The 26,217-nt window shown below is 62.8% G+C and carries 27 protein-coding genes and 1 tRNA gene; 19 read left to right on the top strand and 9 right to left on the bottom strand.

The genetic code is table 11. The features are described from left to right. Nucleotides 1–12 precede the first annotated feature (12 nt). Together QTJ18_RS13495 and sufA are read left to right on the top strand one after the other, a co-directional pair. Nucleotides 13–393, top strand: a complete 381-nt coding sequence (locus QTJ18_RS13495; RefSeq protein WP_252750725.1) for an SUF system Fe-S cluster assembly protein — start codon at nucleotides 13–15, stop codon at nucleotides 391–393. Between the two features lie 98 nt (nucleotides 394–491). Next, a complete protein-coding gene (gene sufA / locus QTJ18_RS13490) occupies nucleotides 492–884 on the top strand; it encodes a Fe-S cluster assembly scaffold SufA (protein WP_252750724.1) in 393 nt (130 codons plus the stop codon). A gap of 151 nt (nucleotides 885–1,035) precedes the next feature. On the opposite strand, the gene QTJ18_RS13485 is transcribed toward sufA, so the two are convergent. Genes QTJ18_RS13485 through QTJ18_RS13475 form a run of 3 tightly spaced genes read right to left on the bottom strand, consistent with a single transcriptional unit; the run spans nucleotide 1,036 to nucleotide 4,278 of the window. Continuing rightward, a complete protein-coding gene (locus QTJ18_RS13485) occupies nucleotides 1,036–2,238 on the bottom strand; it encodes an ABC transporter permease (protein ID WP_252750723.1) in 1,203 nt (400 codons plus the stop codon). Beyond that, the gene (locus QTJ18_RS13480) at nucleotides 2,228–2,944 is read right to left on the bottom strand and encodes an ABC transporter ATP-binding protein (protein ID WP_252750722.1); all 717 of its coding nucleotides are present in this window, start codon (nucleotides 2,942–2,944) and stop codon (nucleotides 2,228–2,230) included. Before QTJ18_RS13480 ends, QTJ18_RS13485 begins: the two co-directional genes overlap by 11 nt. 14 nt (nucleotides 2,945–2,958) lie before the next feature. Then, nucleotides 2,959–4,278, bottom strand: a complete 1,320-nt coding sequence (locus QTJ18_RS13475) for an efflux RND transporter periplasmic adaptor subunit (RefSeq protein ID WP_489667158.1) — start codon at nucleotides 4,276–4,278, stop codon at nucleotides 2,959–2,961. Between the two features lie 274 nt (nucleotides 4,279–4,552). Here QTJ18_RS13475 and QTJ18_RS13470 point away from each other — a divergent pair, with 274 nt between their 5' ends. Next, entirely contained in the window at nucleotides 4,553–4,813 is a 261-nt protein-coding gene (locus tag QTJ18_RS13470; protein ID WP_252750721.1) for a DUF2171 domain-containing protein, read from the top strand. 140 nt (nucleotides 4,814–4,953) lie between these two features. Further along, nucleotides 4,954–5,029, top strand: a tRNA-Lys gene (locus QTJ18_RS13465). Between the two features lie 43 nt (nucleotides 5,030–5,072). Here the strand turns inward: QTJ18_RS13465 and QTJ18_RS13460 are convergent. Next, complete coding sequence (locus QTJ18_RS13460) at nucleotides 5,073–6,263, bottom strand: IS481 family transposase (protein ID WP_301557790.1); 1,191 nt, start codon at nucleotides 6,261–6,263, stop codon at nucleotides 5,073–5,075. Nucleotides 6,264–6,466: 203 nt separating this feature from the next. Next, nucleotides 6,467–7,504 (bottom strand): LacI family DNA-binding transcriptional regulator, encoded by a 1,038-nt coding sequence (locus QTJ18_RS13455; RefSeq protein WP_252754484.1) that lies wholly within the window; start codon nucleotides 7,502–7,504, stop codon nucleotides 6,467–6,469. Nucleotides 7,505–7,682: 178 nt separating this feature from the next. Between QTJ18_RS13455 and QTJ18_RS13450 the strand changes: the two genes are divergently transcribed. The 5 genes from QTJ18_RS13450 to QTJ18_RS13430 all read left to right on the top strand — a co-directional run bounded on the left by QTJ18_RS13450 (nucleotide 7,683) and on the right by QTJ18_RS13430 (nucleotide 13,247). After that, a complete protein-coding gene (locus QTJ18_RS13450) occupies nucleotides 7,683–8,666 on the top strand; it encodes an extracellular solute-binding protein (protein ID WP_252754485.1) in 984 nt (327 codons plus the stop codon). 79 nt (nucleotides 8,667–8,745) lie between these two features. Next, nucleotides 8,746–9,840, top strand: coding sequence for an ABC transporter ATP-binding protein (locus tag QTJ18_RS13445; protein WP_252754486.1), 1,095 nt, complete (start codon nucleotides 8,746–8,748; stop codon nucleotides 9,838–9,840). Beyond that, nucleotides 9,837–11,504 (top strand): ABC transporter permease, encoded by a 1,668-nt coding sequence (locus QTJ18_RS13440; RefSeq protein ID WP_252754487.1) that lies wholly within the window; start codon nucleotides 9,837–9,839, stop codon nucleotides 11,502–11,504. Before QTJ18_RS13445 ends, QTJ18_RS13440 begins: the two co-directional genes overlap by 4 nt. 129 nt (nucleotides 11,505–11,633) lie before the next feature. Further along, nucleotides 11,634–12,773 (top strand): hypothetical protein, encoded by a 1,140-nt coding sequence (locus QTJ18_RS13435; RefSeq protein WP_252754488.1) that lies wholly within the window; start codon nucleotides 11,634–11,636, stop codon nucleotides 12,771–12,773. A gap of 54 nt (nucleotides 12,774–12,827) precedes the next feature. After that, a complete protein-coding gene (locus QTJ18_RS13430) occupies nucleotides 12,828–13,247 on the top strand; it encodes a DUF4174 domain-containing protein (protein WP_252754489.1) in 420 nt (139 codons plus the stop codon). Between the two features lie 67 nt (nucleotides 13,248–13,314). On the opposite strand, the gene QTJ18_RS13425 is transcribed toward QTJ18_RS13430, so the two are convergent. The 3 genes from QTJ18_RS13425 to QTJ18_RS13415 all read right to left on the bottom strand — a co-directional run bounded on the left by QTJ18_RS13425 (nucleotide 13,315) and on the right by QTJ18_RS13415 (nucleotide 14,673). After that, complete coding sequence (locus QTJ18_RS13425) at nucleotides 13,315–13,716, bottom strand: GFA family protein (protein WP_252754697.1); 402 nt, start codon at nucleotides 13,714–13,716, stop codon at nucleotides 13,315–13,317. Between the two features lie 145 nt (nucleotides 13,717–13,861). Further along, nucleotides 13,862–14,209 carry a DUF3140 domain-containing protein gene (locus QTJ18_RS13420; protein WP_252754490.1) on the bottom strand — a complete coding sequence of 116 codons (348 nt, stop codon included), beginning with the start codon at nucleotides 14,207–14,209 and terminating at the stop codon, nucleotides 13,862–13,864. Next, nucleotides 14,206–14,673, bottom strand: a complete 468-nt coding sequence (locus QTJ18_RS13415) for a pyridoxamine 5'-phosphate oxidase family protein (RefSeq protein ID WP_252754491.1) — start codon at nucleotides 14,671–14,673, stop codon at nucleotides 14,206–14,208. The genes QTJ18_RS13420 and QTJ18_RS13415 overlap by 4 nt, the downstream gene beginning before the upstream one ends. A 373-nt stretch (nucleotides 14,674–15,046) precedes the next feature. Between QTJ18_RS13415 and QTJ18_RS13410 the strand changes: the two genes are divergently transcribed. From QTJ18_RS13410 to QTJ18_RS13390, 5 genes are all read left to right on the top strand, one after another. Further along, a complete protein-coding gene (locus tag QTJ18_RS13410) occupies nucleotides 15,047–16,057 on the top strand; it encodes a porin (protein ID WP_252754492.1) in 1,011 nt (336 codons plus the stop codon). A 203-nt stretch (nucleotides 16,058–16,260) separates the two neighbouring features. Beyond that, on the top strand, nucleotides 16,261–16,605 hold the full coding sequence (locus QTJ18_RS13405) for a hypothetical protein (RefSeq protein WP_252754493.1): 345 nt from the start codon (nucleotides 16,261–16,263) through the stop codon (nucleotides 16,603–16,605). A 125-nt stretch (nucleotides 16,606–16,730) separates the two neighbouring features. After that, complete coding sequence (locus QTJ18_RS13400) at nucleotides 16,731–17,378, top strand: DUF2799 domain-containing protein (protein ID WP_252754494.1); 648 nt, start codon at nucleotides 16,731–16,733, stop codon at nucleotides 17,376–17,378. 148 nt (nucleotides 17,379–17,526) lie between these two features. After that, on the top strand, nucleotides 17,527–18,273 hold the full coding sequence (locus QTJ18_RS13395; protein ID WP_252754495.1) for a cytochrome c biogenesis CcdA family protein: 747 nt from the start codon (nucleotides 17,527–17,529) through the stop codon (nucleotides 18,271–18,273). Between the two features lie 49 nt (nucleotides 18,274–18,322). After that, nucleotides 18,323–19,285 (top strand): AEC family transporter, encoded by a 963-nt coding sequence (locus tag QTJ18_RS13390; RefSeq protein ID WP_252754496.1) that lies wholly within the window; start codon nucleotides 18,323–18,325, stop codon nucleotides 19,283–19,285. On the opposite strand, the gene QTJ18_RS13385 is transcribed toward QTJ18_RS13390, so the two are convergent. Next, the gene (locus tag QTJ18_RS13385) at nucleotides 19,250–20,464 is read right to left on the bottom strand and encodes a UbiH/UbiF family hydroxylase (RefSeq protein WP_252754497.1); all 1,215 of its coding nucleotides are present in this window, start codon (nucleotides 20,462–20,464) and stop codon (nucleotides 19,250–19,252) included. The two genes, QTJ18_RS13390 and QTJ18_RS13385, sit on opposite strands and share 36 nt — an antisense overlap. 168 nt (nucleotides 20,465–20,632) lie before the next feature. Here QTJ18_RS13385 and pcsA point away from each other — a divergent pair, with 168 nt between their 5' ends. From pcsA to QTJ18_RS13360, 5 genes are all read left to right on the top strand, one after another. Then, entirely contained in the window at nucleotides 20,633–21,367 is a 735-nt protein-coding gene (pcsA, locus tag QTJ18_RS13380) for a phosphatidylcholine synthase (protein WP_252754498.1), read from the top strand. Nucleotides 21,368–21,515: 148 nt separating this feature from the next. After that, the gene (locus tag QTJ18_RS13375; protein WP_252754499.1) at nucleotides 21,516–23,093 is read left to right on the top strand and encodes an ABC transporter ATP-binding protein; all 1,578 of its coding nucleotides are present in this window, start codon (nucleotides 21,516–21,518) and stop codon (nucleotides 23,091–23,093) included. Then, a complete protein-coding gene (locus QTJ18_RS13370) occupies nucleotides 23,083–24,177 on the top strand; it encodes an ABC transporter permease (RefSeq protein ID WP_252754500.1) in 1,095 nt (364 codons plus the stop codon). Before QTJ18_RS13375 ends, QTJ18_RS13370 begins: the two co-directional genes overlap by 11 nt. After that, nucleotides 24,174–25,088: an ABC transporter permease gene (locus QTJ18_RS13365; RefSeq protein WP_252754501.1), complete on the top strand. Its 915-nt coding sequence runs from the start codon at nucleotides 24,174–24,176 to the stop codon at nucleotides 25,086–25,088. The genes QTJ18_RS13370 and QTJ18_RS13365 overlap by 4 nt, the downstream gene beginning before the upstream one ends. 43 nt (nucleotides 25,089–25,131) lie before the next feature. After that, nucleotides 25,132–26,205, top strand: a complete 1,074-nt coding sequence (locus tag QTJ18_RS13360) for a BMP family ABC transporter substrate-binding protein (RefSeq protein WP_252754502.1) — start codon at nucleotides 25,132–25,134, stop codon at nucleotides 26,203–26,205. Nucleotides 26,206–26,217 lie beyond the last annotated feature (12 nt).

Raw genomic sequence — 26,217 nt, 5'->3', positions numbered from 1 at the left:
AGGACGAAAGCCATGTCGACCGAAGATACGATACCGAAATGGGATGCCCGCGAGGGTATAATCCAGTCGGCGATTCCGCCGGAAGAACTGGCCCGCCTGTCCGACGATATCGTCGCGGCCCTGAAGACGGTCTATGACCCTGAAATCCCGGCCGATATCTTCGAGCTGGGACTGATCTACAAGATCGATATCGAGGACGACCGACAGGTCAGAATCGTGATGACCCTGACCGCGCCCGGCTGCCCGGTGGCCGGCGAAATGCCGGGCTGGGTGGAAAACGCCGTTGGCGCCGTGGAAGGCGTGTCCGGCGTGGTGGTGGAGATGACCTTCGACCCGCCGTGGACGCCGGAGCGCATGTCGGAAGAGGCGCAGGTGGCCGTCGGCTGGTACTGATCTCCCTGGCGATGGATTGATCCGCACCTCTCGAAGGACTACATTGGAAGACAAGACCTCCGGACCTTGAATCCGGCTGTGTGATGGAGAATGCGCCAATGGGCTTTGCAGTGATGACCATGACCGATGCCGCCGCCGCGCGCGTGACGGCGATCGTCGACAAATCCGGTCCCGATGCCAAGGGTGTCCGCGTCGGCATCAAGAAGGGCGGATGCGCCGGCATGGAATATACCATTGATCTGGTGACCGAACCCAATCCCAAGGACGACCTGGTCGAGCATGCGGGCGCGAAAGTCTGGGTGGAGCCCTCGGCCGTGCTCTATCTGCTCGGGACGCAGATGGATTTCGAAGTGACCAAGATGCGCTCAGGCTTTACCTTCGTCAATCCGAACCAGACCTCCGCTTGCGGATGCGGCGAATCGGTTGAATTGAAGCCGGCTGATCTGGCGGCGCTGGCGCGTGAACGGGCTGCCCAAACCACATCGGCGTGAGGCTTGGCTTACCGGCTCCAGGATCATTGGGCGCTTACGTATTTGCGCCGCTATGATTTCACGGGCGCCGTCCGCCGCGTGTCATGACGGTGGCATCAGCCGCGCGGCAAAACCGGTTGTGATGCAGCGATCCTGTCCTGACAACTGAGCGTCATTCGTGGCGCAGGGCCTCGATCGGGTTCATCTGAGCGGCACGGCGCGCCGGAAAATAGCCGAAGACGACGCCGATCAGCGCCGAGAAGATGAAGGCGGCGGCGATGATGCTCGGGCTTGCCACAAAGGGAACGCTCAGCAGCGAAACCACGCCGTAAGCAAGGCCGAGCCCCGCGAGAATCCCGGTGACGCCGCCGAAGATCGACAGCATGATCGCCTCGACCAGGAACTGGGTCAGCACCTGGCCCTCCAGCGCGCCGATGGCAAGGCGGATACCGATCTCGCGGGTGCGCTCCGTCACCGATACCAGCATGATATTCATGATCCCGATGCCGCCGACGAGCAGGCTGACGGCTGCGACGGCGCCAAGAAGGCCGGTGAGCAGCGTCGTCGTTCCGGTCATGGCGGAGGCGATCTGCGTCATGTCATTGACGGAGAAATCGTCGTCCTTGCCAATGGCGATGCGGCGGCGCTCGCGCAGCAGGCTTTCCACATCGGCCTGGACCTTGGCGGTCGAAACTCCCTCTTCGGCCGAGAGCGTGATGCTGGAAATCGTTGTGGTTCCTCCCAGCCTGCGCTGGTGCAGTTTCAGCGGCATGATCACGACGTCGTCCTGATCGTCGCCCATTCCCGACTGGCCCTTGCTGGCCAGCACGCCGATCACCGGACAGGCGACATTGCCGACCCGGATCATCAGGCCGGTCGGATCGGCGGCGCCGAAGACCTCTCGGCGCACTGTCTGGCCGATAATGCAGGCAGCCGCGCCGCGCTCTTCCGTCGGCACGAAATCACGGCCGAGCGCAAGTTCCCAATCCTGCGCGACGAGATAGGCATTCGTTGTGCCGAGAATGCTCGTCGAGCGGTTCTGGCCGCCGGCAATCACCGTGGCCGTGCTGCGGTTGATCGGGGCGACGGCCCGAAGACCGGTGATCTGATCCCGGATGGCGGCGATATCGGCATCGGTGAAGCGCTTGGCCTCGGCACTGGCGCGGCCGGGGCCCCACTGGCCGGGCCGGACGAAAAGCGTATTGGTGCCGAGCCGCGAAAGCTCCTGGCGAACCTGGGCCGTTGTACCGTTGCCCACGGTGACCATGGCAATGACAGCGGCCACGCCGATCACCACGCCAAGCACCGTGAGGAAGGAGCGCAGGAGGTTGCGGCTGATGGCGCGCCAGGCCAGGCGTATGGTCTCAAACAGCATGGCTGGCCTCCTGCTTTGCCATGCTGTCGGAATCCAGGCGCCCGTCGACGAAGCGCAGCTGCCGCATGGCATAGGCGGCGATATCCTCCTCATGCGTGACCATGATGACGGTAATGCCGTTGTCGCGATTGAGCCGGGTGATCAGGTCCATGATCTCGCCGCTGGTGCGGGTATCGAGATTGCCGGTCGGTTCGTCGGCCAGTAGCACGGAGGGCCGGGTAACGATGGCGCGGGCGATCGCCACGCGCTGCTGCTGGCCGCCTGACAGTTCCTGCGTTGTATGGGTCTCGCGGCCGGCCAGGCCAACCTGTGCCAGGGCGTTGCGGGCAAGCTCCCGCCGCTGGCGCGCTTCCATGCCGCGATACACGAGCGGCAGTTCGACATTTTCGAGCGCCGAGGTGCGCGGCAGAAGGTTGAACCCCTGAAAGACGAAACCGAGCATATGGCGTCTCAGCAGCGTCAATTGCTGCCGGTCGAAACTCCGCGTCGAAATGCCCTGAAACAGGTAATCGCCGGATGAGGGCACGTCGAGGCAGCCGAGAATGTTCATCGCGGTCGATTTCCCTGAGCCCGACGGTCCCATGATCGACACGAACTGACCGGCAAAGATCGCCAGATCGACCTGATCGAGCGCGCGGATCATGGCTTCGCCGCGCCCGTAGAGCTTGGAGACTGCCTTGAATTCGATCAGTGGCTGGCCCGTCATGATGTTGTCGCCCCTCAATTGGAGCGCGCGGTTGCGGATGTGATGAGGTTGTCGCCCTCCTTCACCTCATCCGAAATGGCGACGGTGAACTGCCCGTCGGTCGGTCCTGTCTCGATCATGACCCGGCGCGGCTGGCCGTTTTCCAGCAGGAAGATCGGCCTGCGCACAGGGCCCGACTGCTCGCTCTGCTGGTCCCGGTTGCGCACCGCGCCTGGCCGGCGGGGAGGGCGGAACAGGCGGCTGAGAATGCTGCCGCCTGCTGCCCGTTCGGCAAGCGGCGGCGAGAAGCGCAGGGCCGCATTCGGCACCAGCAGCGCATTCTCGACCGATTGAACCGTCACATCGGCGGTTGCGGTCATGCCTGGGCGCAGCAGCAGATCGGCATTGTCGACAGAGAGGATCGCCTTGTAGGTCACGACATTCGACACCGTCTCAGAGGCAAAGCGCACGGTCTCGATGCGGGCGGGGAAGACACGGCCGGGATAGGCGTCGACACTGAAGGTGGCGCTCTGGCCCTCCTCGACCTGACCGACATCCGCCTCGTCCACCGCGACCTGCAATTCCATGCGGCGCAGATCGCCGGCAATGCTGAACAGGACAGGGGCCGAGAAGGAGGAGGCGACCGTCTGCCCGGGCTCGACATCGCGGGTCAGCACCACGCCATCGATGGGCGAGATGATCCGCGCCTTGGACAGGTTTACTTCGGCCAGCCGCAGGTCCGCCTCGGCGGACAGGACCGCACTCTCATTGATGTCCTTGGTGGCCAGCGCCGAATCATAGGCGGATTGCGCGGCATCGAGATCCTGCTGGGAGGAGACATTCTTGTCGACAAGCGCCGTGAGGCGCGAAAGCTTGATGCGGGCCGCGCCGAGTTCGGCATTGGCCTTCACGACATTGGCCTTGGCGGAGGCAAGCTTTGCGCGCGCACTCTGCACATCCGCCTGCAGCTTGTTGGTATCCAGTTCCGCCAGGACGTCGCCCGCCTTGACCGGGCTGTTATATGTGACGTTGACCTTGCGCACCGTGCCGGACAGCTCGCTTGATATATCGACCTGATCGGTGGGTTGCAGAGAGCCGGTTGCCGTGACAAGGACAGAAAGGTCGCCCTGGCGGACAGGCTGCACGGCATAGGTGAAGGCGGGCTGGTCGCGATCATAATAGGCATAGACGCCGAAACCCGCGCCGGCGGCCAGAAGGAGCAGCACCAGCCAGAGCCGCCAGCGCGAGCCACGGCCGCGCGAGGCTGCCAGGATGGCGGCGAGATCCGGGGCTTGCGCGTCCGGCTGGCCCGGTCCGCTGCGGGGCGGAATGTCCTTGTCTGTCTCGGCGTTCACGCGGATCGGGGCTCCATGATCAAGGCTCCTGAGTGGCAGGCGCCATCCGCAAAAGGCACAGGCGGATCGCGGCTTGGACGACCGGCCGCAGCCGATCCTGGACTGGAGATGGCATGTGCAACCGCCATGTCCAAATGAAAAAATCGTAAGACTTTGCAAGGCGCGTCCTGCGAAGCAGGGCGCGTCCAGTCGCAGCCGCAAGTTTCAGCCCTCCCGATGCATCCTTCCACGCACTTATCCGTTGAACAGGACACAATCATGGAAGGAGACAGAGATGATCGATGCAGGACAGATTCGCGAACATCAGGACGTCATCGGCGCCGACGGCGTGCATGTCGGCACCGTCGACCGCGTGGAAGGCGATCGGATCAAGCTGACCAAGAGAGATAGCGGCGAGGGCTCGCATGAGGGCCACCACCACTTCATCCCGCTGGCGCTCGTTGCGGAGGTCGAAGGAAGCCGCGTCCGCCTGTCGGCCAATGGCTCGGAAGCCGTGTCCTTCGAAGAGGAATCCGACGGCCGCCAGGCCCACTGAGCGCGCATGCGGCCAGTGGGGCAGCGCCCTGTGAATTGCCGCAGCAAAAGTGCGATATATTTGTTCTTCGCGGGTTGACCGCGGAGAACAGTCTGCCTATGTTCCGCGCACTTTCGGCGGGGCAGCAAACCCCGATCTGGGAGAGCGTAGCTCAGCCGGTAGAGCAACTGACTTTTAATCAGTAGGTCCAGGGTTCGAATCCCTGCGCTCTCACCATTTTCCGATTGTCCGGCCCGGACAGATAGGTAACACTTCGTACCTAAGACAGAGGTAACAACCTCGTGCCGAACGGGTTGTCAATGGTTTGCAATGTCCTCTGTTCCAGATCGATATATCCGAGATCATAACGCAGGAAGCTGACGAGCCAAATGCCGTCGTCGACTTCCTTGAGCCCGAGCTTTTGTCCTGCCAGCACGGTTGAGATGTTGACCTTCTTACGGTGAATGCACAGGCGGCCACAGTTGGTGACGATGGCGTCCCGATCGTGGAAGGGGTACTCGATGTCCGGCAGGCCTTGGTAGGATCTGGCCGATGTGGAGTAGAGCGCGGCCGGCACCTTCATCGAGAGCGCCTCATGCGGTCGCTCCTCATTGAATTCGCTCACGAAAGCATCGAAGCGCGCCTGCTGCTGGAGGATGTTGCGGCCGGGCGGGCGGGTCGCCTCCTTCTTGAGGGTCAGGTGCATGCGCTCATGGCGGCCATTCTCCTGCGGGTGGCCGGGACGGATGCGCTCGAGCGCGATGCCGAGCCTGAGCCACCAGACCGACAGTTTCGAGAGATTGTAGAGCCCGTTCGGGCTGGCGAAGGGCAATCCGTTGTCGGAGCGGATGGCAAGCGGAAGCCCGCGTTCGGCAAAGACCCGCCGGAAGGCGTCGAACACGCCCTGTTCGCGGGTCGATTCGAAGGCCTCGCAGCACAGAAGGTAGCGCGAGAACTGGTCGGTGATCGTCAGAGGGTAACAGTAGCGGCCGTCTCCCAGCTTGAACTCGCCCTTGAAATCGACGCACCAGAGATCGTTCGGACCGGGCGCTGCAGACAATGGTGTGCCGGCGGCCTTGTTCGCCTGGTTCCTCTTGCGGGCCTGGCTCACAAGGCCGTAGCGGTCCAGCACCGCATGCACCGTGCTTTTGGCCGGAACGCGCACGTCGCCGGCCAGCCGCCGCACCAGGAGCTCGCGAATCTTGCGGGCACCCCAGTGCGGCTTCTCCTTTTTGAGCCGCACGATCATCGCCTCCACCGGTTCGGGCAACTGGTTGGCATAGCGCACCGGCCGTCGCGACCGGTCCGTCAGCGCCTCGAGCCCCTCATCCTTGTAGCGATTGAAAATCTTGTAGCCGGTCTTGCGTGAAATGCCGAAGGACCGGCACACATCGCTCATGCTCTCGCCCTCGAGCAAGCGGGCAACAAATCGAAGACGTTCTTCCATGACCGAAGTCTCTCTCCACGGCATCGACACCTCCCGATAAAAATCGAAAAGTGTAACCCATGTCTCCGGTACGTTCTGTCACCTATCTCTAAGGCCGGGCAGATGATTTCCCCAAGCAAACGATCATGACGTCGGCCCAAGACAATGATTACGGCTGCCATCGGATCCGGCCGGCATGATGCCCCGGCGCCCGGTGCTGCGTCCCATCCATGCTGTTGCGCCGTTCTCTAGCGATGCAGGCTGCGGCATGATTCGCGGCTGATCAGGTCGCAGCTGAAGACCTGCCTTGTGAGGGGGAGGGGATTGCCCGCCTCGGCACATGCGGCAACGAGGTCGCTTACGGCCTCCGCCAGCGCCTGTCTCCGCTGTGACAGGACCGTGACCGGCCGTTCGCGCAGCCGGAAGGCATTGCTGTCGTCGAAACTCACCAGCGAGATATCATCGGGGATCTTCAAGCCGCGTTCCGACAGGAACTGCAGAGCGCCGAAAGTCATGCTGCCTCCGCAGGAATAGATCGCGGTCGGTTTGTCGGCCTGCTCGAACAAGGCAGAGAGCGCGCCATAGGCCGGGCCGGGCTTGAAATCGCCGGCCGCGATCAGTCTTTCGTCGATCGGCAGGCCGGCTTCCTGCAGCCCGCGGCGATAGCCTGCGAGCCGCTCCTCGCCCGTCGCCTCCCGCAAGGCGCCGGCGAGCACTGCGATTCGCCGGTGCCCCAGATCTGCGAGATGGCGGACAGCGCGACGCGATGCATCCGCGCCGTCGGTCACCAGCCGATGCATGGCAATCGAGGGACTGTCATTCGTCAAAGCCAGGATCGGAATTCCGTCGCGGGAAAACTCCTTTAGCTGGCTCTCGAGATGGCTGTGGCCGGCAATCACCAGCGCACAGACACGCTGCTCCTGAAAGAAGCGGAGCGCATCACCCATCAAAGCCGGCTCCCTGTTATGGCAGATTGTCAGAAGCGCCCGCCGCTGCTTCTGCAGCCGGGTCGAAATGTTTTCCACCAGACCGCCATGGAATTCGCTCAGGGTCGGGACCAGCATGCCCACCAGACGGCTGCGGGTGGTTTTCATCGAGGCTGCACTCTCGTTGCGCGTGAAGTTCAATGCGGCAATCGCTGCCTCGATGCGGATCTCGTTCGCCTTTCTCAGCTTCTGGCCGTTGAGATAGTTGGACACGGTTCCAACCGACAGGCCGGATGCATTGGCCACATCCACGATGGTTGCCCGCGGCTCACTCCTCCCATTCATATCGAGCTGTTCCATCTGAAACGTTTCATATTGAGCTCAAGTACATATCGATATTATTAGCGCGGCACAAGAGTTCCGGCAAGAATGCCCGTCACAAGACCGCAATGATTTCCCGGTAGTCGTGGTGTTACTTGAAACGTTTCATTTTAGACCGGTCGATGGCGCCGGGTCGTTTTGGCTCAAGGAGACAGACATGGCACGCAATAGGAATTTCTTCTCCGCAAAGGCGCTGCTTCTTGCAGTAGCGGCAGTCTCGGCAGTCACATCGGAATTGGCAGTCTGGTCCTTCTCCAGGCCGGCCGTCGCTGCGGAGCGCCAGGTGACGGTCTATACGCCGAGCGGACGCTATCTCGCTGCCGTCAATCCGAAGTTCGAGCAGGAGACCGGAATCCGGGTCAAGATGATCGAGGCGGGGTCGGGCGAGATCCTGCAGCGGGTCAAGGCGGAGGCGGCGCGTCCGCTGGGCGATGTCATTGCCGCCATGTCGACCAATCTTCTCGATCAATCCGCCAATCTGGTCGAAGCGTCGGCCGGTCCGGATTGGCCGGGCTTCAGCAAGGTGGTGGGCAATGTCTTCATCGTCAACACCAAGACCCTGGGAGACCTCCCCATGCCGAAAGGTTGGAAGGATCTCGCAAACCCCGCCTACAAGGGCAATATAGCCTATGCGGGCGCGGACAAATCGGGCTCGGCCTATGCGCAACTCGCGACGCTGCTGGGCGTCTATGGCGAGGAGCAGGGCTGGAAGGTCTTCGAGGCGGCGCTGGCGAATTTCATCATCACCGACAGTTCGGGCAAAGTGGTCAATGGCGTCGGCCGGGGCGAATATGCGATCGGCATCACCAGCGAGGATTCGGCCTATGCCCAGAAGCTCGCCGGGGCGCCGGTGGAGATCGTCTATCCCAGCGAAGGCGTTCTGGTCTATGCCGACGGCTCGGCGATCATCCGCAACGCGCCCAATCGCGATGCCGCAGCCAAATATATTGCATTCCTGAGCCGGCCGGATGTCCAGAAGATCGCCGTCGACACCTTCCACCGTCGCCCCGTGGCGGCCGGGGTCGAGATGCCGGCCGGACTTCCAGCGCAGCCGCAGGAAGCCAAGATGCCAGCAGGTTTTGTCGACACGATCGATCGTGACGCCGTCATCAAGCGCTATCTGGCGCTGATCCGCCGCTAAGCCGCAAAGATCGCCGCCCGCGCACTCCCACCTCCCGTCCCAGATCATGGTGTCCGCACCTTGCAGGGAAAGACCGACCATGCAGATCGAATTGCAATCCATCACAAAGTCCTTCCGCGACAGTCCGGTCCTGCGGGGCATAGGCCTCTATGTCGAAAGCGGGCACATGGTCTCGCTTCTCGGCCATTCGGGATGCGGCAAGACCACGCTGCTGCGCATTCTCGCCGGTTTGATCAGGCCGGATGAGGGGGAGGTCCTGTTCGGCGGCAAGCCGGTCCAGACTGTCCCGGCCCATCAGCGGCAGGCGGCGATGGTGTTTCAGAGCTATGCCATTTTCCCGCATCTGACTGTGGCGGAAAACATCGCCTATGGGTTGAAGGCCCGCAATGTCCCAAGGGCGGAACGGGATGAGCGCGTCCGGGAGATTCTCGACAAGGTCAAGCTCGGCGGCCTTGCCTCCCGCATGCCGTCGCAATTGTCGGGCGGTCAGAAGCAGCGTGTCGGCCTGGCCAGGGCGCTTGTCGTGCGGCCGCTTCTGCTGCTGATGGATGAACCGCTCTCCAATCTTGATGCGGGCTTGCGCATCGAAATGCGCGAGGAGATCCGCCTGCTTCAGTGCGAATACGGCATGACGACGATCTATGTGACGCATGATCAGGAGGAGGCGCTGGCCGTTTCGGACAAGGTCGCGCTGATGAGCGAGGGTCGCATCCGGCAATATGATACGCCTTACGCACTCTACAACCGGCCTTGCGACATAGAGGTGGCGCGCTTTGTCGGCCGGAGCAATATAATCGATGCCAGCCTTGACGGCCTGTCGCAGGCCCCTTGTCTGACGGTGGGCGGCGAACGGCTGGTCTTGCCGGATCTGCTGCGGGGCGTCACGGAGCGGGGGGCCGTCAAGCTGAGCTTCCGGCCGGAAGCCGAGGCGAAGCTTCTGCCGATCGCCGCTGCGCAGGAGGAGGGCCTGACCTGCAGCCTTCAGCTGGCAAGCTTCATCGGCACGCATTGGCAATTGCGCTTGCGGCTGAAGGATGGACAGGAGATCGAATTGCGGGTGCCACCCTCGCATCCGGTGGTGTCCTCGCCGCCCGACAAGCACTGGCGCCTGCGACTGGCCGGACCGGGACTGCATCTCTTCAAGGGCCATGATGGCGGGGAGATCCTGGCATGACCCGCCACCTCTCCTTGCGCGGGATGCCAGACCCCTGGACCCTCTTCATCGCGCTCCTGATCGTCACGCTATGCGTGCTGGTTCTCTATCCGGTCGTCATCGTCATGATGAACAGTTTCCGCGACGATGCCGGTTCGGAAGGGCTGGGCGGCTTCATCCAGTTCTTCACCTCGGCCTATTTCCTGCGTTGCCTGCGCAACACCTTCATCATCGGCCTCGGCGCCATGGGGCTGACGGTCGTCATTGCCGTGCCTTTGGCCTATGCGCTCGCACGCTATGCCATTCAGGGGAGCGGGTTCTTCCAGTTGGCCTTCAGTGCCGGCATGCTGTCGCCGCCATTCCTCGGCGCCTTCTGCTGGATATTGATGTTTGGCCATGCCGGCGTCATCGTCCAGCTTCTGCGCGGTTGGGGCATAGACATGCCCAGCATCTACGGTCCGGTCGGCATCATCATCGTCTCGGCGGTGCATGCCTATCCCATGGTCTTCCTGATCGTCAGCGCCGCGCTGAAGCGGATCGATCCGGCTCTGGAAGAGGCTGCTGCAACCCTTGGCCGGCCGCCGGCCGCGGTGTTTTTCAGCGTCACGCTTCCTTTGCTGCTGCCGGCCATCCTGACCGGCGCCATGCTGGTCTTTCTCGGAACCGTGGCCGATTGGGGAACGGCGTCGCTGATCGGGGAGGGCGAGCGCTTCCCGGTCCTTGCCACCGTCGCCTTCAGCACCTTCATCAGCGAAATGGGCACCGAAGGCGGCTTGTCCGCCGTAACCAGCACGCTTCTGCTGTTCATTTCGATGACGGTTGCCGGTCTGCTGATGCTGGTGATGCGACGGTTGAACGTTGCCACGGACCAGCCGCGCCAGATCCCGCCCCGGCCGCTCGCGCCGGTGCCGCATCGTCTCGCGCAAGTGCTGATCGGCCTGCTCGTCCTTGCCAATTGCTTTCCGCTGATCATGATCTCGATCTTTGCATTCCTGCGCATCGATGCCTCGATCATCACGCCGGACTTCACGCTCGACAATTTCACGAGCATCGGCGCGGAGCTCAGCAGTTCGCTCGTCAACAGCATGCTCCTGTCAGGCGCCGCCTTCCTCATCATCACCGCCCTGGGAAGCCTTGTCGGCTACCTGACGGTGCGCCGGCGCGACCGCATGACTGCCCTTGCCGATAGCCTTATCATGCTTCCCTATTTCATTCCCGGGACCGTGCTCGGCATCGGCTTTGCCTATAGTTTCAGCGGCGCACCCTTCTATCTGACCGGCACGGCTGCCATTCTGGTTCTGGCCTACAGCATTCGCAAATTGCCCTTCATGGTCCGCACCACAGCCTCGATCGTGACGCAGATCGACCGGTCCCTGGAAGAGGCCTCCCTCGTTCTCGGCGTCGGGCCGGGCGGCACGTTCTTGCAAATCATGCGGCCTTTGATGGCGCCGGGCATCAGCGCGGGGGCGCTTCTCGTCTGGCTGGAGGTCTTCAACGAGCTAGGCGCCTCGGTCGTGCTCTACACCGCCGATACGGTGACCGTGCCGATCATGACCTATCGCTACGCCTTCTCCTATCAGACGGGCATGGCATCTGCGGCGGGCCTCGTGCAGATCGCCGTGACGCTCGTGGTCTTCATCCTGCTGCGCCGGTCGGGCAGTCGCCAAGGCCTCATGGCGATGTGACCCGTGCCGCTTTGCAATCGGCCGGCACGGCGCATGCGGGGGCTTCAGGAGGACGGAGCCGGCGCGCCGATCAGGACAGCGAAATCCCGGCACATCATCATACGCGATTGATCAGAAAGGCCTTTGCAGATGGATACACCAAAACCGTCCGTTCCAGGCACCAATTCCCCTGGCACCAAACCCCTTGGTACCACATCGCCCGGCACGAACTCCTCAGGCACTGATTTCTCGGGCCAGGATCTCTCGGGCCAGGATCTCTCGGGCAAGGATCTTTCGGTCGATTGGATCTGCCGCGGCAAGGATCCCGGGCATCCGGAGCGTTGCGAGGACCGGGTCGTGGTGGCGCTGCCCTATCTGGCGGCGGTGATCGATGGCGCGACCGATCTCTTCGGCGTCCTCCATGAGGGTCGCACGCCCGGCTGGTGGAGCGCTGAAATCGTCGTCGAAAGCCTGGAACGCAATGCCGAGCGCTGCTTTGCCGAGCGCTGGGACGACCGCCGTTTGCTGCGCGAGATCGACCGCGATTTTTCCGCCACCTATGACCGCCTTGGCCTCGCCGACATCGTCCGCCGGGATCCTTCCCGTCGCTTTCGCAGCGGCGCATGTGTCGCTGTCGCGACGGATGACGGTCTGCGGCTGTCCGGCAATCTCGCGCTGATCCGGATCGACGGGAAAGTGCTGGAGCCGGCGCCTTTGCGCGATGCCGAGCGGGTCTTTATCCTGCTGCGCCAGTTCCTGTGGGAAGATGAAGACCTGGCCGCTCTCGATGCCCTGCACCGCGACGCGATCATTCGCGATCTGCTGGTGGCGGGCATCGGGGCGGCCGGACTGGCAGGCGCCGCCGTCTTGCGCGCGGCGAACCGTCTCCTCGTCCATCCCGGACTGGAGCGTGACATGGTGGAAGAGGCTCTCAGGCAGGGGCTGGCCGGTATTCGCAGGACGAGCGATCCCGCATCTCCTTTATTCTCCTCCTGCCTCGACGGATTTTCCGGCGATGCGCCTCCGCGGCCCGCACGCCTTCTGCCCTGGGGAGGCTTCCAGACGGTCGAACTGTTTTCGGACGGCTATCCGGCCTTTCCCGAAGGGCGGACCTGCCGGGACTGGGAAGAGCTGATCGCCGCGGCCAATCGGGACGACCCGCACCGGATCGGACGCTTCGCGGCCGTCAAGGGAGCCCTGCCGGGAGGAAGTCACGATGACCGAAGCCTGGTCATCGTCTCGGGCTGGACGAGGCCGATGCGGGACGAGACAGACTTCAAAGAGCCGTGATCGGGATGATCGATTGCCGCATCCGCGCGTTTGATGGGAGCAGGAGATCGCCCGATGAGGAAAGCGCTTTTGGCACTGGCCATCATACTCGCAGGATCAAGTGAAGGATATGCCATGGACAGCCTCTCGACCTATGCCTGGAAGAACCGTGTTCTGCTTCTCTTCGCAGAGGCCGGCAGCGCCAAGCTGGAAGAGCAGGTCGCGGCCTTGAAACGTCAGGCAGCGGATCTGGAGGAACGCGACATGGTGGTGCTCCATGTCGGCGCCGACAAGGTCACGCCGATCTATGGCAATGGTCCCGGCAGTGACGCCGCGCAGATCCGGTCGGATGCCGAGTCAGGCGGCACGTCGTTTGAGGTCGTCCTGGTCGGCAAGGATGGCGGCATCAAGCTGCGCAGCCCCGATATTGTCAGCGAGGTTGAGCTGTTCGATCTCATCGACCGCATGCCGATGCGCCGGGCCGAGGGCGGCTGAGGTCATCAGGCGAGGTCGGGCGCAGCGCGTTTGCGATGAGGATTGCGTGGCCTGCGCCTGTCGCCAGTCAGAACCAGAGATCACGGACGCATGTGCCGCGGGAGGGCAGGTCCTCGAACGTCGACAAGCCGTCGAAATGGTCGATGGGCAGAGCTTGAACCTCTTTTGCCGGTGCGAGCCGAATATTGACCGCCATCCGCCGCCGGCCGTCCGGTTCGAGCTGCAATCCGCGCCAGCTCAGGACGCAGGCGCAGGCGGGGCAGAAGAGAACTTCGAGGACCGGCGCCGTGACATCCACGCGGCGATAGGCGGCGGTCTCTCCCTGGACCTCGATGCGCTCGTTCTCATAATCATAGGCCCATAAGGTGCCATAGCGGCTGCAGAGGCTGCAATTGCAGGCGGTGATCGAACCCGGATCGCCGATAAGCGTCCAGCCCGTCTTTCCGCAATGGCATCGTCCCGTCAGCATGGACATGCTCGGCCTCCCTTGTCCTCCCTTGTCCGAGAGGCAATCTACCCCTTGAATCCGGCATGCAGCAATGGCCGGCCCGGCCGAAATCGTCCGGCTTGCCGGCCCGCATAAGTTACAGAGATGCGGGCCGGTTGGTGCGGGCTCAGTCTTTCAGTGGATCATGGCCCCAGTTCATCAGGGAGTAGCGCCAGGCGGAATGCTCGACATCCTCCTTCGGCCCGCCCTGGGCAAGATGCCGGTGAACATAGCCGACGACTTTGCGCATGTGGGCATAATCATCATCGGTCAGGTCGGCCTTCGCCTTGTGCTTGATTTCGACGATCCTGCGGCCGGAATGATGGCCGACGGTCTCACCGCCGCCGTCGCCCGACCAGCCGGAGCTTTTGCTCTCCTCCGTCTCCAGCCATTTTTCCAGCGCGGACGGTGCCATGTTGACGGCCTCCGTGAAGTCGCGCCATATCGTCTGCCGGTCGAGATCGCCCGTACTCATACGGCACCTGCATCTGCGGCATTGGCCGGCGGAAGCGTGATCCGCCCGTTCTCCTCGCCATCCCAATATTCGATATCCTGGGCGGCAACCTTGATCAGCACGATGCCGGGCGTGTCGATGCCGTCCGGAAACCAGCGGTCCAGATCCTTCACCCAATGCGCCTCGAATTGCGCCTTGTCGCGGATGAGGCTCGCCTGGCCGTTCACGGCGATGAAGATTCCGGGCTTGCCGAGAATGCTCGGCGCTGCCGAAAATGTCAGCGCAACGCCGGCATCGCGGCTGATCTCACTCACCTTCCGCGTGTCCTCATAGGAGAAGAACCAGGAGTCGCCGTCATATTCGACATCGCCATTATTGCTCATCGGCCGGCTGTTGATCGTTCCCGATCCGCCATTGGTATTGAACATGCAGAAGTCGATCTTGCCGAGCTTCTTCGAAATCTCTTCCATCGTCATCGTGGACATCGGGATCTCCTGGTTGCGGAACTGCGGGACAACCGATCGGCGGGAGGTTGGTTCCGCGCGCCAAGCCCTTGCCATTGACGCCGCCTGTTTGCCCGCCTCGCCGTCCAGGCCGACCTTAGCTTTGCACGATCGTCCGCCATGGCCGGAGGCTCCAGCCTCGCCCTGCCTCGACCAGCCTGATCCGCGCGGAGAGAATATGCGGGTTGTCTGATATGTCGCCGACGCGCAACACCCTCCGGAATGCTGCGGTTGCGAAGCCCCATAACAGTGTTTTCACATTTATTTGCTTAGAACATGATGTTTTACTCGGGTCTCACTCAGTCCGACAGATTCGTCGTCTTGGTGTGTCGTTTCTCACTCCCGAGGGAAAAGCATGAAAATCAGAGCTCTCATTCTCAGCTCGGCCGCTGCCCTGTCATTCGGCACGGTTGCCCATTCTGCCGACGCCATCGTTGCAGCAGAGCCGGAACCCATGGAATATGTCCGCGTGTGCGATGCTTTCGGCACCGGCTATTTCTACATTCCCGGCACCGAAACCTGCCTCAAGATCACCGGTTACATCCGCTTCCAGGTTGACGTCGACGAGCGCGACTCCTCCGCCAACTGGAATGCCCGGACCCGCGGCCTCGTGACCTTCGATTCGAAGTCCGACACCGAATATGGCCCGCTCGGCGGCACCATCACCATCCGCGCATGGGCTGACGATTCGAGCAACAACCTGAACGCCAATGACGGCCAGGTCGAAATCGACGAAGCCTTCCTGACGCTCGGCGGCTTCCGCGCCGGTTACGGCTACAACTACTGGGATACTGACATTGCCGGTGAGACCGACAGCCTCGGTTCCAACCGCATCAACCAGATCGGTTACGAATATTCGGCCGGCTCGCTGAAGGCCGGTATCTTCCTCGACGAGCTGAACAGCCCGACCTTCACCAACAATGACACGCTCGGCGTCGAAGGCCAGGTGTCCGGCGAGTTCAACGGCATTGCCGCAGCTCTGCTCGGCGGCTACGACATCGACAATGAAAACGGCGCCGTTCGCCTGATCGCAACGGCTGCGATCGGTCCGGGCACGCTCAGCCTTGCCGGCATTTATGCAAGCGGCCAGAACAACTATTACAACGAAGCCGAATGGACGGTTGCCACCTCCTACGAACTGTCGGTCAACGACAAGTTCAAGGTGACCCCCGGCTTCCAGTACTGGGACACGATCGACATCGTTGGCGACGACTTCTCCGGCGACCGCAACAAGTGGCAGGCCGGCGTGACGCTCGACTACGCCGTGACCCAGGGCCTGGCCGCCAGGATCTCCGCTCAGTACACCGACGAAGATCGTGCAGACGATTACTTCAGCGGCTTCTTCCGCCTGCAGCGGTCCTTCTAAGACCGTCTGATCAGAAGAGACGCCAGATCTGGCGCCAAGAGTGACGACAGCATTGCCGCCCGGATCGTTCCGGGCGGCTTTTTCATGCCGGCGCCAGTCCCGATCCGCGTCGAAAAGCGGCGCGCGGCGACAATCACGCCGGTGTGATTTTGGATTCGGATTTTCGGATCGGTGCGCTAGATATGTGCCGCAAGGGAGGCCTCATGCAGCGTTACAAGATCGCCGTCTTCGTCAGACCCGGCATCATGACGGACAAAATACGCAATGCCTGGGCACGGGAGGGATGCGAACTCCTGGTCCGCGATGACTATCCGGCCATTGAGCAGGTGATCCCCCGCAACCATGCGGGCGCGCTGCTCGACATCAAGATGCGGCCCGGCTACCTCTTCGACCTCTCGGAGCGCCTGACGATGCGCAGCGTGCCGCATGTCTTCGTCGTGCCAGACGAGGCTCCCGGATCGCATTACTCGCTGAATGGCGGGCCGGAGAGCATACGCCTGATCCTCGACGAACTCCTGTATCAGGATGATAGCGGCGACCGGCACTGAGGCTGGCAGGGCTTTTCCACAGATCATGCTGCAAAACACGTCTCCCGGCGGGACCTGCGGCTGTAGAAGCCCGTCGTGATTTTGGCTATAACCGTCGTTGCTGTCTGAATTCGGGGGTTTTCACGATGCGTTTGTCGATTTTTGTGCCGGAGCTTGGGGGGCTCGCCGGGCTCCTGGGGCTTTTCGGGCTTCTGGTGCTGGCGTCCTGCCATTCCATGTCCAAGGAAGAATGCATGGCCGCAGACTGGCGGGTGATCGGCGAGGCGGACGGGGCTGCCGGTTACAGTCCCCAGGACCGCTTCGGCTCGCATGTGGAATCCTGCGCGCGCATCAAGGTCGTGCCGGACCAGACCAAATGGAACGACGGCTATCAGAACGGTCTCAAGCGCTATTGCACGCCGCTGAACGGCCTCGCAAGAGGCGAGGCGGGCGACACCTATCACAGCGTCTGCCCGCCGGAGACCAGCGAAGGCTTCCTGCGCGGTTACGGTCTCGGCCGGCGGCTGTACAGCGCCCGCTCGGACCTGAACTCCATCCGCAGCGACATTTCGGCGAAGGAATCGCGCATGGACGAGCGGTACCGGGCGCTGAAAGCCGCCAAGGACGACAATGAGCGGCGCAATATCCGCAACGAGATCGACGATCTCGACCGCGACATCCGACGCGCGCAGCGCGACATGCCGGATCGCCAGTTCGATGTCGATGCCGCACAGCGGGACTTGGATTCTTTCCGCGCCAATCCGCAGGCGCCTCTTCCGGTTCCGGGTTATTGATCCGAACCTGAGCCGGTCGCTTGCGCCGCCGGGTCTTCCGTCAGCGCACCGGGTCAAATCAGCGCGTGCGGCCGGATGCGCCAAAAGGTGATTGGCATCCCGGCCCACTTGCTCTTATGACAGGCGCGAAGTTGATGCGGAGCAAGCCTTGTCGATCGCCGAAATATCTCTGTTGAGCGCTCTCCTGGCGGGCGCCCTGTCCTTCCTGTCGCCCTGCGTCCTGCCGCTGGTGCCGCCCTATCTCTGCTACATGGCCGGCGTGTCGGTGGAGCAGTTCAGGGGGGAGGCGCCGGTCCAGACCCGGTCCGCCCGGCGGGCGGTTCTGCTTTCGGCGCTCTGCTTCACCCTCGGCTTTGCCACCGTCTTCGTTGCGCTCGGCGCGGGTGCGACCTCCATCGGCGTCCTGCTTCGCCAGCATATGGATGTGCTGTCCAAGCTCGGCGGCGTGATCATCATCATCATGGGGCTGAACTTTCTCGGCCTGTTTCGCATCGGCATCCTGGCGCGCGAAGCGCGCTTCCAGGCCGGCGGCAAGCCGGCGACGCTTTCCGGCGCCTATGTCATGGGCCTGGCATTCGCCTTCGGCTGGACGCCGTGCATCGGTCCGGTGCTAGGCGCCATTCTCGGCATTGCCGCCTCCCGCGAGACGGTGGGCGGCGGCGCCGCATTGCTCGCCATCTATTCGCTCGGCCTTGCGGTTCCCTTCTGGATCGCGGCCGGGTTCTCCGGCGCTTTCATGCGCTTCCTGTCGCGTTTCCGGCGCCATCTGGGCCTCGTCGAGAAAGCCATGGGGGCGCTCCTGGTGCTGACCGGTCTCGCCTTCATCTTCGGATTCGTCAGCGATATGGCAATCTGGTTCCAGCAGACCTTTCCAATCCTGATGCAAATCGGCTAAGCCGCAGACCGACGTCCCGCAATGATCATGTGCGGGCACGAGGAAACCCATGGCAGCCATTCTCGCGCTTCTCTTTCCCTTTTTCGGCTTGATCGTCATTGGCTACATCGCCGCCAAGGCCACGCGGCAGGGGGCGGACGCTCTGGGCTGGATGAATACGTTCATCGTCTATGCAGCCTTGCCGGCACTGTTCTTCAAGCTTGTGTCGCGCACGCCGGTCGAGGATCTGACCCGGCTCGACTTCATGGCAACGCAGGTGCTGACGGTCTATGCCGTTTATGCTCTGGTGTTCCTGATCGCCTATCTGGGAAGGCGCGCCAGCTTCGCCGAATCGACCATGCAGGCTTTCGGCGGCGCCTATGGCAATATCGGCTATATGGGGCCGGGGCTTGCGCTGCTGGCTCTGGGCGAGGGGGCCGCCGTGCCGGTGGCACTGATCGTCTGCGTCGAGAATGCGGTGCATTTCGTCACGGCGCCTGCGCTGATGGCGCTTGCGGGGGGAGACAAGCGGCCGCCCCTGCAACTGGCCGGCGATGTGGCGCGGCGGGTGGCGCTGCATCCCTTCATCCTGTCGACGGCCGCCGGTTTCCTGGTTGCGGCGTCCGGCTGGAGCCTGCCGGATGCGGGAATGCGCCTGATCGACTATCTGGCGCAGGCCGCGGCGCCCTGCGCGCTCTTTGCCATGGGCGTGACGCTTGCCCTGCGGCCGCTGAAGCGGGTGCCGGTGGAAATCGGACCGATCACCCTGGCAAAGCTCGTCCTCCTGCCGGCGGCCATGTATCTTGCCTTGACGGCGGTCGGCGGTTTCGACGCCACCTGGATCCACGCCGCCGTGCTGCTGGCCGCTTTGCCGACAGCGACCAATGTCTTTGTCATCAGCCAGCATTACGATGTCTGGCAGGAAAGAGCCTCTGCGACGGTTCTCATCACCACCATCGTGTCGATCCTGACCCTGCCGGTGGTCCTCTATCTCATCTCAGCCGGCCTTCTTCCGGCGGAAGGGATGTTTTAGCGCCTCGGCAAGATCCTTCAGGCTGCCGCCCGGCTCGATGCCCTCGCGCATCAGCAGATTGCGCAGAGGCCCCACCGCCGTCACCAGGTGAAGCCCGGCGGCGCGGGCGATCTGTACGGGCAGGAAATCGGAGAGAAGCGAGCGGTTGAGCACATCCACGCCGAAAGTCCGGGTCATGATATCGGGCCGGCGCTTGCGGTTGAAGCGATCGCCGATATCACCCGCAATCGGCTGGCTGCCATCGGTTTTTAAAAGATCGACCAGTTCGATCACGTCGCGCAGCGACAGATTGAGACCCTGCGCGCCGATCGGCGGAAAGGCATGCGCGGCTTCGCCGATCAGGGCGATGCGGCCCTTGCCGAACCGCTCCGCCATCAGGCTCGACAGCGGCCAGGATTCGACGCCGGGCTCTACCGTCACCTTGCCGAGCAGGGATTGCAGGCGTTGCTCGACGGCGTGCGACAGCTCCTCATCGGTCAGCGACAGCAGACGGGAGGCTTCTTCCGGTCGCACCACCCAGACGAGGCTCGACCGCTGGCCGGGCAGCGGCACCTGCGTCGCGGGTCCGGTTTCCGTGTGGAACTCCGTCGAAACATTGGCATGCGGCCGCTCATGGCTAAAATTCAGCACGATGGCGGTCTGCGGATAGGACCAGCGGCGGGTGTCGATCCCGGCCGATTCCCGTACCTTGGATCCCCGGCCGTCGGCCCCAATGACGAAAGCGGCGGTCAGGGTCTCGCCGGTGGAAAGCAGCAGTCGAACCGCATCGCCGGTGCTGTCGAGTTCGGCAAGGCTGGCATCGAAACGAACGATATTCACCTCCCGCTCGATGGCCTGCGACAGGACCTCCAGCAGGATCTTGTTCGGTATATTGTAGCCGAAGGCGGCAAGACCGACATCAGCGGCGCGAAACTGGGCCGGCGGTGCCCGGAACAGGCGGCCCGTGCCATCGAGGATCTGCATGGTCGAAAGGGCCGCCGACCGCCCGGCGATCTCTTGCCAGAGGCCGAGCGAATCGATGAAGCGGATGGAGTGCTCCATCAGCGCCGTCGTGCGTTCGTCCCGGCGTGCCGCATGCGGTGCGATGATCGCAACCTTGCGGCCGGCACGCGCCAGCGCCAGTCCTGCAATTGAACCGGCCAGGCCTTCGCCGATGATGGCAATGTCGATCTGGTGCATGATCCGCTCTTCTCCGCTTGCTGTGCTCGGACGTCACTCCTGTTCCGGTTATGTAGCAAACCTCGCACCGTATTCCATGGCCTGTTGATCAAGCGATCAGGAATGGTTGCAAAGCGCGCCGATTGGCCGCATATCGTCCTTCCCACTACATGGTTTCCGGAGCAGGGCGTGATCAGGCGAATCTTCAACTACCGCAAGGTGCCCTATGCGGAAATCCGGGCCTTCTCCGTCCATGTCCTGACGGCATCCGGTTCCTTCCTCGCCTTTCTCGGTGTCGTGGCTGCCGCGGAGCATCGCTTCGTCGATATGTGGTGGTGGCTGGGGCTGGCGCTCCTGATCGACGGCATTGACGGACCGATCGCACGCAAGGTGCGCGTCAAGGAGGTCCTGCCCAACTGGTCGGGCGATACGCTCGACAATATCATCGACTATGTGACCTATGTGCTGCTGCCGGCCTTCGCGCTTTACCAGAGCGGCATGATCGGCGAGACCTGGTCCTTCGTTGCCGCCGGCATGATCGTCGTATCGAGTGCGATCTATTACGCCGATATGGGCATGAAGACCGACGAATATTTCTTCTCCGGCTTTCCGGTCGTCTGGAACATGCTCATCCTGACGCTCTTTGTCGTCGAAGCAAGCGAAGTCACGGCTCTCATCGTCGTGGTCGCTGCCGTCTTCCTGACCTTCCTGCCGATCAATTTCCTTCATCCGGTGCGGGTCAAGCGGCTGCGCGGGCTGAACCTGACGATCTTCTTCCTCTGGTGTGGCCTGTCCGGCTATTCGCTCCTGCTGCACTTTGACTCGCCCCGCTGGCTGGTTTGGGGCGTCGTCGCCACCGGAGCCTATCTCTTCTGCATAGGCGGCATTCTCCAGCTTTTTCCCAAGCTCGGAAAAAGCCAGTAAAACCATGATGATTCTGCGACATAATTGTTGTGCAGGGCAACAAAACAGGTAACAAATGGCAACCGTGCCGCCCGAGCGGAAACGGATGGCACATCGCAGCCGGCAAAGCCTCGTAGAAGGTGGGCGCGAGGTGGATGAGGGGATATGAGTGACTGACGTTGAGGCTCCTGCCAAGGGTTCGCTTCTCGATATACAGGGGCTGACCAAATATTTCGGCACATTTGCTGCCTGCAAAGAGATCGACCTGACGATCGCGCCGGGAGAGATCCATGCTCTTCTGGGGGAAAACGGCGCAGGAAAATCCACGCTGGTCAAGATGCTGTTCGGCGTCCTGCAGCCGAGCGATGGCCGCATTCTGTGGGATGGCGCGCCCGTCTCGATCGGCTCGCCCGGCGAGGCCCGCTCCCTCGGCATCGGCATGGTCTTCCAGCATTTTTCGCTTTTCGAAGCATTGACCGTTGCCGAAAACATCGCTCTCTCGATGGATCCCAAGATACCGCTTGCCCGGATTGCCGAAGAGGCGCGGTCCTTGTCGAAGGCCTATGGCCTGCCGCTCGATCCGAGCGCCCATGTGGCGGATCTGTCGGTCGGGGAGCGCCAGCGCATCGAGATCGTGCGGGCGCTTCTGCAAAATCCGCGCCTGATCATCCTCGACGAGCCGACCTCCGTCCTCACGCCGCAGGAAGCCGACAGGCTTTTCGACACGCTGTTCAAGCTGAAGGCCGAGGGACGATCGGTTCTCTATATCAGCCACCGGCTGGAAGAGGTCCAGCGGATCTGCGACCGGGCGACCGTGCTGCGCCACGGCAGGGTGACCGGCACCTGCGATCCGCGCCGGGAGACGCCGGCATCGCTCGCACGCATGATGGTGGGATCGGATGTCGCCGGCGTCTCGCGCCCAGAGGTTGCCGAGCCCGGTCCCGTGCTGATCGAGGTCGAGCAGCTGTCGGTTCCGGCACGCACGCCCTTTGCCGTGGCTTTGCGCGACATCGCCCTGAAGGTCAGGGCCGGCGAGGTTCTCGCCATTGCCGGTGTGGCCGGCAATGGCCAGGGCGAGTTGTTCGACGCGCTGTCGGGCGAATATCCGGTCAGCCATGACGCCGCCATCCGCATTCGCGGCAAGGCAATCGGCCGCATGGGGATCAATGGCCGCCGGCTTTTGGGTGCAGGCTTCGTGCCGGAGGAGCGTCATGGTCATGCGGCCGTGCCGGACATGCCTTTGTCCGACAATCTCCTGCTGTCGCGCAGCCAGTCGGATGCCAAGGCCTTCCTCTCCGGCGGTTTCGCCTCGATCGTCCGCCATGATGCCATTCGAGCAGCGGCCAAGCGGATCTGTCAGGTCATGGATGTGCGCAAAAGCGGCGAGGATCCGGCCGCCGGCTCGCTGTCGGGCGGCAATCTGCAGAAATTCATTATCGGCCGCGAGCTCGATCGCCAGCCGTCCGTACTGGTTGTCAACCAGCCGACCTGGGGCGTCGATGCGGGCGCGGCCAGCCGTATCCGTCAGGCGCTGGTCGATCTGGCGCGGTCCGGCTCCGCCGTCGTGGTCATCAGCCAGGATCTCGACGAGATCTTCGAGGTGGCGACGAATATTGCCGTCATTTCCGAGGGCCGGCTGTCGGCGCCCTGTCCGGCGAAAGATCTGACACTGGAGCGGATTGGCCTGCTGATGGGCGGCATACACGAGACGGCCAGCCATGCCGGAGGCCTTGCCCATGCGCATTGAACTCGAACGCCGCGCCAGTGCATCCGGCCTGTTTGCCATCGTATCGCCGCTCCTCGCTCTTGCCCTGACGCTCGGCTTCGGCGCGCTGATGTTCTGGCTGCTCGGCAAGGATCCGGGCCATGCGCTCTACAGCTTCTTCATCGAGCCGTTGCTGGAGGTCTGGTCGCTGCACGAACTGGCGATCAAGGCCGGTCCCTTGATCCTGATCGCCGTCGGCCTTGCGGTCTGCTACCGGTCGAACAACTGGAATATCGGCGCGGAGGGGCAATTCACGATCGGCGCGATTACTGGCTCCATCCTGCCCATCCTGGTGCCGCAATGGCATTCGCCGATGGTGCTGCCGCTGATGCTGGTCATGGGGGCGATCGGCGGCGCGCTGTTTGCGGCGATCCCGGCCCTCCTGAAAACCCGCTTCAACACCAATGAAATCCTGGTCAGCCTGATGCTGGTCTATATCGCCCAGCTCTTTCTCGACTGGCTGGTCAGGGGGCCGTGGCGCGATCCGAAAGGCTTCAATTTCCCGCAATCGATCAGCTTTGCGCCGGAGGCGGTGCTGCCGGAAATGCTGGAGTCCGGCCGGGCCCATTTCGGCGTCGTCTTCGCCCTTGTCGCGGCTCTCTGCGTCTGGTTCATGATGCGCTTCATGCTGAAGGGCTTCGAGGTCAGCGTGCTCGGCCGCTCGGAGCGGGCAGGGCGCTTCGCCGGATTTTCGGCACGCAGGATGGTCTGGTTTTCGATGATGCTGTCGGGCGGCCTGGCCGGCCTGGCGGGTATTTCGGAGGTCTCTGGGTCGATCGGCCATCTGCAGCCGTCGATCTCGCCCGGCTACGGTTTCACCGCCATCATCGTCGCCTTTCTCGGCCGACTCAACCCGCTCGGCATCATCGCCTCCGGTTTCGTGCTGGCGCTCACTTATCTCGGCGGCGAGGCCGCCCAGCTGTCCATCGGCATTTCCGACAAGGTCACCCGCGTCTTCCAGGGCCTGCTGCTGTTTTTCGTCCTGTCCTGCGATACGCTGATCCTCTATCGCGTCCGCGTGATCTTTGGTGCCGGGTCCTTGCCGGCGACGAGGTCCTCCTCATGATCGAAGCCATTCTTCTGACCATCATCACTGCTGCGACCCCGCTCGTCATCGCCGCCATGGGCGAACTGGTGACGGAACGCGCCGGCGTCCTCAATCTCGGCGTCGAAGGCATGATGATCATGGGTGCCGTCTGCGCCTTTGCCGGTGCCTATCTGACCGGCGTTCCAAGCCTCGGCCTCCTCACCGGCATTCTGGGCGGCGCCCTCTTTTCGCTGCTCTTTGCCTTCCTGACCCTGACCCTGGTCGCCAATCAGGTGGCCACGGGCCTTGCCCTGACCCTTCTGGGCCTCGGGGTTTCAGGGCAGCTCGGCGAGGGCTTTGTCGGCATTCCGGGCGTCAAGCTGCAGCCGATCATCGTGCCCCTGCTGTCCGACATTCCTGTGCTCGGACCGCTGCTCTTCCGCCAGGATCTCACCTTCTACCTGTCGATCGCGCTGGTCGTCGGCGTCAGCTGGTTCCTGTTCAGAAGCCGGGCGGGGCTGAAGCTGCGGGCCATCGGCGACAGCCATGGCTCGGCGCATGCGCTCGGCATCGGCGTGATCCGCACCCGTTATCTCGCCGTGATGTTCGGTGGCGCCTGTGCCGGGCTGGCCGGCGCGCAGCTCTCGCTCGTCTACACGCCGCAATGGGTCGAGAACATGGCTGCCGGACGCGGCTGGATCGCGCTGGCGCTCGTCGTCTTCGCCTCCTGGCGCCCCTGGCGCGTCCTGATTGGCGGCTATATTTTCGGTGCGGTCGGCATTCTGCAATTGCATGCCCAGGCCTTCGGCATCGGCGTGCCGTCGCAATTCCTGTCCATGCTGCCTTACGCAGTCACTATTGTCGTTCTCATCATCATTTCGCATAATCGCCGCACCACGCTCATCAATACGCCGGCTTGCTTGGGGAAACCCTTCGTTCCGGACCGCTGAGGCGGCATAAAATTCCGCAGCTTCAAGCCAACAGGGGTTGAAAATGAAGAAGCTCATCATCTCACTCGCCGCCGCGGTCGCCGTTCTCGGCGGCCTCTCCAGCGGCGCACAGGCCCAGGAAAAGTCCAAGGTCTGCTTCGTCTATGTCGGCACCAAGACCGATGGCGGCTGGACGCAGGCGCATGATATCGGCCGGCAGGAACTGCAGAAAGCCTTCGGCGACAAGATCGAGACTCCCTACCTGGAAAGCGTGCCGGAAGGCCCCGATGCCGAACGGGCGATCGAGCGCATGGCGCGGTCGGGCTGCGCGATGATCTTCACCACCTCTTTCGGCTTCATGGACGCGACCGTGAAGGTGGCGCAGAAATTCCCGAAGGTGAAGTTCGAGCATGCGACCGGCTTCAAGTCGGCGGAAAACCTCGCCACCTATAATTCGCGCTTCTATGAAGGCCGCTACATTCAGGGCCAGATCGCCGCGAAGATGTCGAAAAAGGGTCTTGCCGGCTACATCGCCTCCTTCCCGATCCCGGAAGTCGTGATGGGCATCAATGCCTTCGAACTCGGCGCGAAGTCGGTCAATCCGAACTTCAAGCTGAAGGTGGTCTGGGCCAATACCTGGTTCGATCCGGGCAAGGAAGCCGATGCCGCCAAGGCCTTGATCGACCAGGGCGTCGACATTCTGACCCAGCACACCGACACAACGGCGCCGATGCAGGTTGCCGCCGAGCGTGGCATCATGGCCTTCGGACAGGCTTCCGACATGATCGCCGCCGGCCCGAAGACGCAGCTGACGGCAATCGTCGACACCTGGGGCGCCTATTACATCAAGCGCACCAAGGCCCTTCTCGACGGAACCTGGAAGTCGGAACAGATCTGGGACGGCCTGAAGGACGGCATCCTGACCATGGCGCCCTACACCAATATGCCGGACGATGTGAAGGCGATGGCGGAAGAGACCGAAGCCAAGATCAAGTCGGGTGAACTGCATCCCTTCACCGGCCCGGTCAACAAGCAGGACGGTTCTGCCTGGCTGAAGGCCGGCGAGAAGGCCGATGACGGCACACTGCTCGGCATGAACTTCTATGTCGAAGGCATCGACGACAAGCTGCCGCAGTAAGGGTTTACGCGA

Origin of the sequence: Rhizobium sp. SSA_523 (assembly GCF_030435705.1) — a bacterium.
Classification (GTDB): Bacteria; Pseudomonadota; Alphaproteobacteria; order Rhizobiales; family Rhizobiaceae; genus Neorhizobium.
The sequence above is the reverse complement of the archived record's forward strand: the minus strand, read 5'-3'. Positions and strand labels throughout refer to the sequence as shown.